5 protein-coding genes are annotated in these 13,236 nt (G+C 46.9%); 2 read left to right on the forward strand and 3 right to left on the reverse strand.

Features of this window, described 5'->3' with window-relative positions:
* Positions 1-581: 581 nt before the first annotated feature.
* Positions 582-7,178, forward strand: coding sequence for a CHAT domain-containing protein (locus QUA16_RS16180; RefSeq protein ID WP_445252170.1), 6,597 nt, complete (start codon positions 582-584; stop codon positions 7,176-7,178).
* A gap of 417 nt (positions 7,179-7,595) precedes the next feature.
* Positions 7,596-8,603: a tellurite resistance TerB family protein gene (locus QUA16_RS16185; RefSeq protein ID WP_333104338.1), complete on the forward strand. Its 1,008-nt coding sequence runs from the start codon at positions 7,596-7,598 to the stop codon at positions 8,601-8,603.
* A gap of 286 nt (positions 8,604-8,889) precedes the next feature.
* On the opposite strand, the gene QUA16_RS16190 is transcribed toward QUA16_RS16185, so the two are convergent.
* The 3 genes from QUA16_RS16190 to QUA16_RS16200 form a co-directional block, all read right to left on the reverse strand.
* Positions 8,890-9,456 carry an RNA-binding protein gene (locus tag QUA16_RS16190; RefSeq protein ID WP_333104337.1) on the reverse strand — a complete coding sequence of 189 codons (567 nt, stop codon included), beginning with the start codon at positions 9,454-9,456 and terminating at the stop codon, positions 8,890-8,892.
* A 564-nt stretch (positions 9,457-10,020) separates the two neighbouring features.
* The gene (locus QUA16_RS16195; RefSeq protein WP_333181239.1) at positions 10,021-10,149 is read right to left on the reverse strand and encodes a hypothetical protein; all 129 of its coding nucleotides are present in this window, start codon (positions 10,147-10,149) and stop codon (positions 10,021-10,023) included.
* Between the two features lie 415 nt (positions 10,150-10,564).
* Positions 10,565-13,093, reverse strand: coding sequence for a zinc metalloprotease HtpX (locus tag QUA16_RS16200; RefSeq protein ID WP_333104336.1), 2,529 nt, complete (start codon positions 13,091-13,093; stop codon positions 10,565-10,567).
* Between the last annotated feature and the right edge of the window lie 143 nt (positions 13,094-13,236).

Below are 13,236 nucleotides of genomic sequence, written 5' to 3' on the forward strand. Positions count from 1 at the left end.
CGCAATAACCAAAATTCGTAGGGGCGGGTTCGCGACTAATTTTGTCACCCCCAAACAATTTTAATAAACCCGCCCCCACCCAATTAATAACCCCAAACAACATCAATTTATGGTTAAATTCAATGAATTATTAATATTTGGGTGGGGTGGGGGCGGGTTTTACGATTCGTCGTTGGGTGTCATATATTTCCGTGAACCCGCCCCTACAGGATTGTGATATTATAATCTATGGTTGATGAATCTACGCTCGCAATAACCAAAATTCGTAGGGGCGGGTTCGCGACTAATTTTGTCACCCACAAACAATTTTAATAAACCCGCCCCCACCCAACCAACAACCCCAAATAACATCAATTTATGGTTAAATTCAATGAATTATTAATATTTGGGTGGGGTGGGGGCGGGTTTTACGATTCGTCGTTGGGTGTCATATATTTCGGTGAACCCGCCCCTACAGGATGGTGATATTATAATCTATTGTTGATGAATCTACGATCATAACATCTACTAACAAAACCATGAAATCCACACACAGAAAACCCCGCTTTTTCCTCACCTTTCTCTCATTCACCACCTTAACAATGTGGGAAATAGGACTTTTCTTCCCATCCCAAACAGCCACAGCCCAAATTACCCCCGCAACCGACGGAACCAATACTCAAATTACTCCCAGCGGCAACCAATTTAACATCAACGGCGGCCAACAATCAAGCGACGGTGCAAATCTCTTTCACAGTTTCCAAGAATTTGGTTTAACTCAAGGGCAAACTGCCAATTTTATATCAAATCCCAATATTCGCAATATTTTAGGGCGAGTTGTCGGCGGCGATGCTTCGCTGATTAACGGATTAATTCAAATAACGGGTGGCAATTCCAATTTATTTTTAATGAATCCGGCGGGGATTGTTTTCGGTGCAAATGCCAGTTTGAATGTGCCTGCTGCTTTCACTGCGACTACTGCGACGGGCATCGGTTTTGGCAATAACTGGTTTAGTGCGGCTGGTACAAATAATTATACTCAATTAATCGGAAATCCTAATACTTTTGCTTTTACAAATACACAGCCTGGAGGAATTATCAATTTAGGCAATTTGGCTGTGGGACAAGGGCAAAATTTAACTTTATTGGGCGGCACGGTTTTGAGTACGGGACAACTTTCTGCACCGGGAGGAAATATTACTGTTGCGGCTGTACCGGGTGAGAGTTTAGTCAGAATTAGTCAACCGGGAAATCTGTTGAGTTTGGAGATTCAGCCGCAATCTGTCGCGGGGAGTTTGCCTCAAAATTGGGTGTTGCCGGTTGCATCTTTGCCGCAGTTGTTGACTGGTGGCGGGGGAAGTGCAACGGGGGTGACAGTCAACGCTGGAGGGCAAGTAGAATTAACGGGTTCGGGTTTGCAGGTAGAGAATGGAGATGTCGCTGCTAAAGAAGTAATGGCGGAGAATGCAACGCTGTCAGCTAATCGCAATTTGACATTAGTTGAAAGTCAGTTGCGTACAACTGGCGATTTGAATTTGCTGGCTAACAATACAGTGCGGGTGCGCGATAGTGTGGCAAATCCGTTTGTGGCGAATGCTGGCGGAAATCTCTACATTCAGGGAAATCAAAGTATCGATCTTTTGGCGCTGAATCATCTTTCGCAAACGCCATTTGTGAGCGGCGAAAATATGACTTTAGTGAGCGATGGCATGATATCTACAGATGCTCACTTTCGCAGTGGCAGTAATATGTCAATTGTCGATCGATCGGGCAAACCTGCTAATTTTACCAGTTTGTACGATCCAATTATGCAGCCTAATGACTATACCTCTGGGGGATATACGGGTGCATCTATCAAGGTAGATACGACTTCTGGTACTGGAAATATTACTTTTAATGGAGATATCATAATTACGAGTCCAGATGCAACTTTGGCTGGTGCTACTACAGGTGATGAATTTATATTGGGCAGTTCGCGCTCGGTAATTTTGCGATCGGGTGGTGACATTCAAGTAGTAGGAAAAATTGATACGTTTCCCGATCCGAATTTGTTCCCAAGAACTGGTCAAACTGGCCCTATAACTTTGCAAGCGGCAGGCAGCATTCAAACAGGAAACATTAACGCAGATAATTTTGGGGGCGATGCTGGTTCTATATCTTTGACTGCAGGAGGAAATATTTCAACAGGAGCACTTCGGGCTATAGCCACCGCTGTGAATGGCAAGGGCGGTGATATTACTGTTAATGCTGGTGGCAGCTTTACTCTTAGAGAAAGTATAGCTTCTTTCGCGTCCAGTGGATCGGGTGATATTACTCTCAAAGCAAAAAACGATATCACTTTAGACTGTACCTCCCCTAGTTTTTGCATAGAGAGTTTTGCAGGAGGAGTTCCTAATACAGTACCTACTGGCAGTAGTGGTAATGTTACCATCATCAGCGAACAGGGAGCTATTATTTTTCCTCCAAGCGGAGTACATATAACCACTGGAAATAGCGGTTTATCCAGCTTTCCTGGTTCTGTAACGTTACAGGCAAATGGTAACGTTAACGTAAGTTATATAGGTGCAGAGAGTATAGGTGAATCTACAGCAGATGGTGCAGATATTAATATTACAAGCGTAAATGGCAATATCCAGCTTGGCGACCTCAATAATTCTTCAGACAGCGGTAAGAATGGCGGCAATATTACTATCTCTACCAGTGGAAATATTATAACAGGTAACGTATTAAACTATGGTAAATTGCAAGGCGGGATTGTTGATTTTACTAGCACAAATGGCAGCATCACTACAGGGAAAGTAAATGCAACCAGCTCTCAGGATTCAGGAAATGATACGATTTTTCTACCGGAAAATGGTGGGTCAATTACTTTGAGTGCCGATCGCAATATTACGACTGGCAATCTCACTGTAACGGCGAATCAAAACGGCGGCCCGATCGCACTTACGAGCACTGCCGGTTCCATAAATACCGGAACGATCGATGTCACGGGCGATCGCGCTGCTGGAAATATTACCATTCAAGCCAGCACCGGCATCACAACACCGACAACAGGAACCGCGATCGCGGGTACTTCTGCTAAGGGCAATGGCAGCAATGTTACTTTATCTACTGCCAGCGGTGACATTAATATAGGCGATGTTTTAGTATCTGGAATACAGGGTGGAAATCTTAACTTTACTAACAGCAACGGAAATATCAATACAGGTCAGTTATTGACAAGTTATGACGGTTCATCTCCCGGCCTTAAAACTAACACAGGCGGCAATGTTAATCTAAATGCTGGGGGAAATATTACTACCAGCGACATCCGGGCGATCGGCAATCAAGACGGCGGCTCAATAACCTTCAAAAGCGGCGGTTCTATAGATACTACCGCCGGAATCATCAACGCGATCGGCGGCAACAACGGCGGCAATATTTCCCTCGAAGCCACAACCAACATCAGTACGGCAGGAATTGGTAGCGCTTTATTGTTAAGTGGCTTCAACGCCAATAGCGGCAATCTTCGCATTCAAAGCGGCGGTAATATCGACACAACTGCCGGCCCAATTATTACCGCTGCGGCAAATGGTAAGGGCGGAGGAATCACCATAAATTCTGGCGGAACAGTTTCGACATCTGATATTAATTCCCGCACTTTCGCTCCCAGTATTACTGTTAGTGGTGGCAATATTGATGTCCAGGCAAATGATTCTATTACTGCCAAGGGCAAGATCGAAACCAACCGCAATAACATTACTTTTAACGCTCCGGTAACATTAGGTGACAACCTGTCGGTAAAAATTTTAGAAACTGGCGATATTACTTTTAAGTCTACTGTTGACGGCCCTTACAGTCTGACTGTTCAACCCGATGCCGGAAGTGTTGACTTTGGTGGTGCTGTGGGCAGTGTTGCTCCCCTCAACAGCGTCAATATTCAAGATGATATCCCCGAAAGTCCCGCTGCAATTAACATTATTACTACAAATAATATTACCGCCAAAAATATTACCTCACCCGCCGGAATTTCTTTGTTTAGTGAGAACGGAGAAATCACAATTAAAAATCTTGATGCGACTTCCCCTAACACTGGTGGCAATATCGATTTGAATGCTGGAACTAATATTACTGCGGACGATATCAATACCTCGTCTGCTGGTAATGGCGGCAGTATCTTGCTCGACGCTACCGGAAGTATTACTGTTGGTAAAATTGACTCTTCGGCGCAGGGGAATGCAGGGAATGTCACGGCTTATAACCGCAGCACTTCTGGCAATATTACTGTGAATCAAATTGATGCTCAGAGTCAGGGCAGCGGTATCGGCGGAAATGTGGAGATTCTGATGGGAAGGTTTTTTCGATCGCTCAATTCCTTCACAGACAGAAACGGCATCAATGCTAGCATTTCTACGGCTGGAAATCCTGGAGATAGCAGCGGCGGTACTATAATTATCCGCCACGGAGGCGCAGGATTAACGCCGTTTATTGTCGGTGATTCTGCCACAAATGGAACGGCGGGTGCAATTACTAGGGGAAATTCTAATCCTATTCAAACAATTTTGCCCGATCGCGAATATCTCTATACTCACAAACAGGATGTCGATCGCATTCAAATTATTTCCGTGCCGCCACCAATAGTTGCGCCGACACCCGCAGCTACTCCCACACCCGCACCCACACCAGCAGCTACTCCAACGCCCGCACCCACAGCCGCAGCTACTCCAGCGCCCGCACCCACAGCCACAGCTACTCCAACGCCTGCACCCACAGCCGCAGCTACTCCAACGCCCGCACCGACACTCGCAGCTACTCCAGCCCCTTCCCCAACACCGACTCCAGCGCCCGCACGCACGCCCTCACCGCAACTCCCACCGCGTTTACCCCTGGCACCTTCCCCAATTCCCGAAAGCTCGATCGCACCATCCCCAACTCCCGAAAGCTCGATCGCACCTTTCCCAATTCGCCAAATATTTATCCCACCTGCCCCAATTCCCCAAACTTCGATCGCACCTTCGGCAACACCCGATCCGATACCTGGTTTTCCCCTCAACATCCGACTACCTGAATTGCCCGATTCATTCGTACTGCCACCCCGCGCGCGCCCCACACAGCCCTCAACACCCACAACCCCAAACGCTGCTGCCCGCATAGCTTCGAGGCCTAGCCTTCCCTCTGTTTCCCAAATCACCTCCTCCCTCGCCACTCAACCTGCGATCGCCCCTCAACCTTCAAACGCCCCAAATCCCTCGCCCACAGCCCCTCTTGCCTCCGTAACCCAGCCGTTAGCTCCAATTCAGCCAGCACCTGCAAGTGCGATCGTACCCGCGCCTGTAAGTGCGATCGTACCCGCGCCTGCACCCGTCCCCGCACCCGCTGTCAGCCCCAGCCAAACTCCCCAACAAAATTTAGCTTTTTTAATTGGCGATTTATTGGGTGCTGAAACTTCTTTCGAGCTAAATCCTGAAACTGGAAATACCAGAGTTGGCTTTCAACTAGACAATAATCGACAAATATCGATCGACATACCGCCCGTTGTTGAAACACCCAATCTTACCTTTATCCCAGCTTCAGAAAACCCTCCCGAAAACCCGCCGCAGCTTGGCGCTTCTTCCACCGAACAACCCGACGGATACATAGTCTTAAATCCCCCTCCCGCCGAGACGCCTCCTCCAGAACAACCTGCTGAAAACGCTACTAATTGGTTGGCAAATATTCCCCAAATCTCTCTGCCGCAAATAGAATCACCTCCCGTTAATCCAGTACCCGCACCAACACCAGCACCAGCACCAACTCCAGCGCCCGCACCAACACCAGCGCCAGCACCAATTCCCGCACCAGCGCCAATTCCCGCACCAGCGCCAATTCCCCCTCCGATCGCAGAAAATCCCTTACCCGCAGATATCCCAAATCTCTTTCCCTCACAAATTAGCAGATTGCTCGTCGAACAAACTTTAGACCAAGGTAATGCTAATGATGCGGTTGCTCTAATTGACCAACTCTTTGAACAAGACTACGAAAATTATTATGGGGAAAATTTCACAGATAAAAAAATCAACGTTCAATATCTAAGAGAAACTCTCAAAACAATCAAGGAGGAAACCGGGAAGCAAGCTGTAATTGTTTACGCGCTCGTCCGGCTCAAAGAAGTGTCGCTAGTGTTAGTAGTTCCCGACGGGCCTCCTATTCTCAAACAAGCGCCGGTTAACAGCAAAACACTGCTAAAAACTGTGAATCTTTTTCAGGGCTATTTGGCACAGCCACAAAGTTCCCAAGATACAGCATATTTGGAAAACGCGCAGCAACTTTACCAATGGTTAATTGCACCAATATCTAAAGAATTGGAATCGTTAAATATCGATACGCTAATTTTTTCATTCGATGCAGGTTTGCGCCAACTGCCACTATCCGCTTTGCACGACGGCAAGCAATTTCTAGTAGAAAAGTACAGCCTCGGCTCAATCCCCAGTGTCAGCCTGAGTAACACAAAGTATCAAAGTTTGAAAAACGCTCAAGTTTTAGCAATGGGTGCTTCAGAATTTCCACACACCAAGAAAGAGCGTTTGGCTGCGGTGCCGATCGAATTATCTGCGATCGCCGGGAGGAGAACAGAAACGCAAAATCCAGCAGCATTTCCCTTGTGGCAAGGTCGCTCTTTTCTCAATCAAGACTTTACCCTAGAAAACCTGAGAAAACAGCGAGAACAACAGGCATTTGGAATCGTTCACTTAGCTACTCACGCCAGTTTTCCTCAAGGCGAAAATGGAAGAAAAGAAGCTGAGATTGATTTGTGGGACAGCTCTTTGGCGCTGGATGAATTTAGGTCGGCGAAGTGGTACGATCGCCGACAAGTAGAATTATTAGTGCTGAGTGCGTGCCAAACTGCGATCGGCGACAATACAGCAGAAATGGGATTTGCTGGACTGGCCGTCCGCAGCGGTGTCAAATCAGCGGTAGCGAGTTTGTGGAAAGTTAATGATATCGGCACTTTGGCGTTGATGACCGAGTTTTATGGCAATTTGCGATCGGAAAATATTAAAGCTGAAGCCCTCAGAAAAGCTCAACTGGCAATGATCCACAAACAAATTGTAGTAAAAGGCGGTCAATTGCGGGGAACTCAAGGCGCGATCGACATTAATCAAGCCACACAAGTAGCAAATGCAGATTTCTCTCACCCGAACTTTTGGGCCGGATTCACAATAATTGGCAGTCCTTGGTAATAGGCGATAAGTAGTAGGACACAATTAATTACACAAAAATTTGGGCTACAAGCCTTGTCTAGTAAAGAATCAGCAAAAAATCAGTGTGTAATTAATTCTGTCCAATTACTTATTTGTAGGGAAACGGCACGGCGCCATGTCGGGTGCGATATCTGTAGGCAAACAACACGGTCCAGTGTCCGGCGTCCAGAGTATCCCTGACAATCAAGCATCCAGGATACCCGCCACGTGATTCATCCGTCCAGAAATAAAAAACCTGTATCCGATAAAGGAGCCCCCGAATTTATCCGTGGGGTCAATGCTTCAATTCTAAAATCTAAAATCTAAAATCTAAAATCTAAAATCGATTGACTACTATCTTTTTATGTCATAAATTTGCTATGAATAGCAAAACTAAACACTAGCGGGGCAAAACCTGTGGGCAAGTTTGATAAAATATTCAATTCAGAAGACCAATCCGAAGCAAGCTTGACTTTAGAAGAATCCGTAGCAGCGGTAGCACTTGTCGCAGCCGAGGCAAATTCCCCTGATACGGATGCTGATATCTTAGAAAGCATACTTTGGGAATCAGAAATATTTGCTGAATACTCGGAAGATGATATGTCAGCAATGTTTCAAAGACTCGCAGGTATTGTCGCCCAAGACGGTTTAGGAGCATTATTTAATACTGCTTGGGAATCTATGCCAGATGAGTTAGTTTTGGATACTTTTGCCATAACCGCAGCAATGTTTGTCGCAGATGGCGAAATATCTCAGAAGCACCAGGCTTTTCTTCAGGAATTCCAGCAAGCATTAGGTGTGGAAGATGAGGAAGCTGCAGAAATTATTGAGGATGTAATTGCTGCTTACTCGGAAGTAGAGGGCGAAGAGTCTGATTTCGATGCGGCATGGTACGTATCTCCTGAAGGCAATTTTAGCGTTCCCATTCCAGTTGACCAGGAACGAGGCGGTAAAATGGATGAGCAAGAAGGCTGTGTCGCATTTTCAGACGACTTTGGCGTTTTGCTGAAAATTGATTATTTCCCTGTTGCTGGTGAAGTTGAAGAAACAATCGAGTCGGTTGGCGAGGAAGGTTATCTCAAGTCTTTTCTCGACAATTTTGTTTCTCAGGCAATTCTTGCTAATGTTCCCAATTCTAAGTTACTCCACGCGGAATATTTAGAAGATGAAGAAGCTTATTTCGTGGTTTTAGATTTGCCGGCGGGTGCAACTATCAGCGTGCAAGAAAACGATGGCCCTCTGACTCGGTTGGATGCTTACCGGGGACTTATGGCTTTTATTGCTGACGATTTTTGCTACACGGTAAGCTGTCAGCGCATTTATCAGGAGGGGGATGAATTGGGTTCTCTGGAGTCTGAAGTTGAGGGAATTATGAACAAGATTTTTGACTTTATTGAGACAATCGAATTCGGGCCGATCGAATAAAGAGGACTTATACCTTTTTCGATTAAAGAATTGGGACTGGTGCGATCGATTGACCGTAAGAACCCGGCCGGGGCGGGTTTTTGAGATTGTCAATTATTGGCGGGTATTGTTGGTGAACCCGCCCCTACCATATTAATGGTAATTGATAGGACATGATATTACAGGTTTTTTTGCAATAAAATAGTGCGATCGACAACAGGCTTTTTTGAGCGGTTCTCGATCGCACTTCCAGATACATTCAGTCAACCACAGTCGAGAGGTAGCAGCAATTAGCCGCCATTTTCGACTAATTAGTAGTCTGAGCTTCCACCAATCTTTGCTTGAGTTCTTCCAGAGCACTCGCCCAGCGCGGATCTGGCTGCACTGAGCCGGAATCAGCGCTCGACACCGTTGTGGCTGACTGATTGCGGCGAGACTTGTTGTTGTCACCCCGACGGCGATTGCTTTTGCTGGAACCGCCTCCACCTTGACTAGGGGGAGCCGACGAGCGTTGCTGTTGCTGTGGCGCAGGCACAGGCATAGGGACAGACGCCGATGCCGACACCAATTGCGGTGACTGCGGCGACTGCTGCTGATCGTCTTCGCCCTTCTCAGATTTACCCTTAGAGCGGGGCAATGCCTTCTCTATTTTCAGCGGGTTTTCTTTGAACATCAAGCCGTTATATTTCTCAATAACTTGGTCGGCTTGTTCGTCGGTTAGCACCGTCACAAAACCGAATCCTCTGCATTTTCCAGTTTTGCGGTCTGTAATTACCTTGGTGGTAACAGATTCGCCCTCCGGTGCAAAAACTTCTTGCAATTCTAGGCGATCGAGTTCCTTCGGTAGATTGCCAACATAAAGACGAATAGACATGAAAAATTCCTCCCGACTTGGATTTTAATTAATTTGCTCGAACAGAATTACCTGAACTCAACTGAATATTGACTTCAGGCAAACACCACATAACCCGAAAATTGGCGCATTCCTCCCACCAACCTTGACAGCTCCCCCACCTTTTAGAACAAAAAGATGATTTACTCTGATAAGGCCGGAACTTAACCGCCGATGCAGAGAGCTTTTAAATCTCAGGTTGTTGTGTAAACTTTTAGTCATCACTCAAATGTTTAGGCTATTGGCTATTCTGTATTACTTGCTTCCGGTTTTGATTCAGAATGTTTATAGCCAGGGCCGTCTAGAAATTTATGTCCAAGGATGTGTCAATTGCAAGCGATCGGAATGCCAATATTCAGTTTAATACAGTGATGGATAAAATGGCTAACATTTTTTCAGCCAGTAATCTTACCTCGCTCCTCATCTCGCTCCTAATGCTGAGAACTACTCACTTACCCGCTATCCCTTAAATCAGGCCCGGCAGAGTCCGAGCATTCTTTAAAGGTATCACAGCCTTGGTAACAGAGCTAGTTATTTAGGAAGATTTCAGTCTGAATTTAACGGAAACCACATCTGAATCACTTTTGAGAATTCATCCGGCACAGCAAAAATAGCGATCGAAAAAAAACAGCCGACAAGCGGCTGGCTGTACTTGCTGTGTTGGGATGTTGACAATTTTTACGCAATGCCTTAAGGGATTTTAGCCAACTGAAGTTATCGCGCTATTTGGTTCAATCCAATTCCTGTAAACTAATGTAACAGAATGCTGGCAAAAAAGCAACTTTTCTTTACGAAAGAAGTTCGGCAACGGATTTTGTAACGGATGTAACGGATGTAACGGATAGACTGTAGGGTGCGTAGGGAGCAACTCCAGAATCCGATCGCCAATCCCCTGTTTAACTCAACACCGATCGAGGATGCGCGTTGTTGGCGACTCACCTGAGATGTTGCACCATTCTCAATAAGCTTTTTATGAACAGGCAAGATGCCTGTTCCACAAAGAGTGAATTTTCTTGTGGAACAGGCATCTTGCCTGTTCCTGAGAAAGGTGCAAGATGTGAGATTCACCCCACAATCTGATAAATATTCCTCACCTTGGGCCCTGGATAATGATGTATGCGCCCCAAAAAGCAGCAGCAAAAGCCAAAATCGCAGACCAAATCGGATGTCCGCTGTCACTGGCCCTCCCTCCTTGAGTGCGGAGACTTTCAAGGTCGATCGCCACAGTAGCACCCCGGCGCAGCCAACCAGTCGCCACAACAGATGTTCCGATCAAATCGCTAGGGCGAGTAGTCTCTTTGAACAAAAATGGCCACAAAGAGCCAATGTAGCCAAACCTCGAAACATAGTGCAACCTCACCAACCCTGTCGCCGTTTGCAAAATCAAATCTTGTCCCAGCCAATTACTCATACCCGATCGACCCAAAAGTTGCCCTTCCAGCCGCACCGGTTCAGCATCCAGCGGCAAACTATCGGGATTTGACAAAATTTCCGGCAAACTCGGCGAAGCGGTTTCTCGCGGTATAATATCCGGGAAGAAATAATTGATCCGCATCAAAGTACCGATGCTAAATCCGATCGGCAAACAGCCCCAAAGAATAGATCGATCGCCCCAAAGCCAATCCAACTGCCAAATACTCGTCCTCGAAAAAATCCCCCCAATCAGCCAAAGCACCCCGACTATCGTCAAACTCATCGGAATCCCAAAAAACGGCGCACCCTGTAAAAATAGTTTTGAGTCTTTAAATTCGATTATTGACTTAAACAGAGACAATTTTCCTTTCCTGGGTTGTTCTTCCACTCCCGCGTTTGCCAAATCTAACTCTGTCTCCAGTTGCCAGAATTGAGCATAAAGAGCCAACAGCTTCAAACGCTCTCCCAGCAAAGGATGCGCGCGGTTAACCGTCAACCAATTGCGCTCCTGATTGCTGACATCCCACAGCAAAATCTGTTCTAGCGGCGCGTGTAATGCAGCAGAACCAAGGGTTACAGCTTGTCCAACACCTACGGGTAACAATAGATCGAAACTTTCGAGGAAAAAGCTAGTTTGTTTTTGCTGTTCGATATTATCAGCAATGCCGATCGCAATTTTACCCAGTGCCCGCGTCAAACCGTTAGGATTACCCGTAATTTCCGCAGCAGTGCGATCGCTAAAATACACTCTGCGGCGCGACAGCCACAACATCGGCCAGCGCAACAACTTATAAATCCCGTAACTAATAGCAGAAATTGCAGCGGCCACAAATTTAACAGCAGAACGCAAAAACTCGATCGTCATTAAATCACACAACCGCTCTTGCCAGTGCGCCACCTGCCAATAAATCAAGTAAGGAATCTGAATCACCAGCAGCGCCAGCGACATCGGCGCAAAATCCCAGTGAGAGATATGGCCCAACTCCCGCGCGAAAATAGTAGCAATTTCATCATCCGTCAACTGTTCCAACAGCCCGCGACTCACAGCAATCCGAGCAAAACGGGGCAAACAGCCGTAACTGAAAGCTACAGGAACATTCAGCGGCAAGAGTTTCAACACCGGCACCGGCATATTTTGCTTCGTACAATAACTTCGCAGTACCCGACTAGCTTCCTTGCTGTGCTTGGATAAAACTGACCCGCGCAGAGTTTCGATGCCACAAAACAGTTTCAGCAGCGCGTCTATCAGCCAGGGAGACGAGGCCAAAAGCAATCCAAAAACCATCTGAACAAAGGGAGTTGGATCGCGGTAAAAAAGCTGAATCGGCGCGAAAATAGGCAGTCTACTGAATATGTAAAGCTGAACCAACAGAGAATTTGTGTTTGTCAGCAAGAATTGCAGGATAAACCGGGCTAGGAAAAATAGGGCGATCGCACTTGCAACGGCTTCCACCCTAAACTCCAGCAACTTCAGCGGTTTGAGGGGGCGCGGGCTTTTGGCGCGGCCTGCTTCGCGCCAAGTGAGTTGGTAAGTATCTGGGCTGGCGACTCCGGGAATATCTGTTGGGGAACCGGAACCATTTTCGCCGCTAGTTTCTGCGGTATCCGGTGCAGTTTCTGTAGGGGCGGTGCCCCCGTGCCCGCCCTCTGATGTCGGGCGAATCGGCGGTGTGGGGGGTGGAGGTGGCGGGGAAATCGGTTGCGATTTGGCGTTCCCAGGCTCTACAGCAGGCTCTAAAGGTAAAAATCCTGTTTTTTTATCTACGGTCGGTCGTAGCGAAGCGGGGCGTAAGCCATCGCCCTCAATCGTTTTTTTCGGCGATTTTGTTCCGGCATCAAAGGCGACAAAGCCTGTTTCGGGGGGAGTCTCTGCGGATTTTGGTTTATTTTCCGGTGGTTTTGGCGGGCGAGGGGGGGTTAATTCTGTTAAAGCGCGATCGGCCCAAGTTTTGACTTGAGGGTTGGGACTTTTGGCGAGGGAAGAGCACAGGGCGATCGCCTTTTTGACATTACCGGTTGCTTTGTACGCAGCCACTAACCCCATCTGCGCGCGGATTCCCGACGGCTGATTAGCTGCGGTTTGGGTAAGGGATTCTAAAAGGGCGATCGCGGTGGGGTAATCCTGCTGTTTCAAAGCTGCTAGCCCAGCCTCTAGAGACTGTTTTGCAGATGAATCCGCCGGATTTGGATTAGTGGAAGGTGCCATGACTGTGCTTTCGCTAGCGTCCTTTCTAAGATAGCTTGGGTGGTCGATCGATAGCTGTTATAACACAACTCTATTTTGCTGTCATTAGTTGCAACTTTTGCCGCAAGGTACTTAAATAATTTCACTAAAATTATTTGTTTCTG

Source organism: Microcoleus sp. S13_C3 (assembly GCF_036700905.1).
Lineage (GTDB): Bacteria > Cyanobacteriota > Cyanobacteriia > Cyanobacteriales > Microcoleaceae > Microcoleus.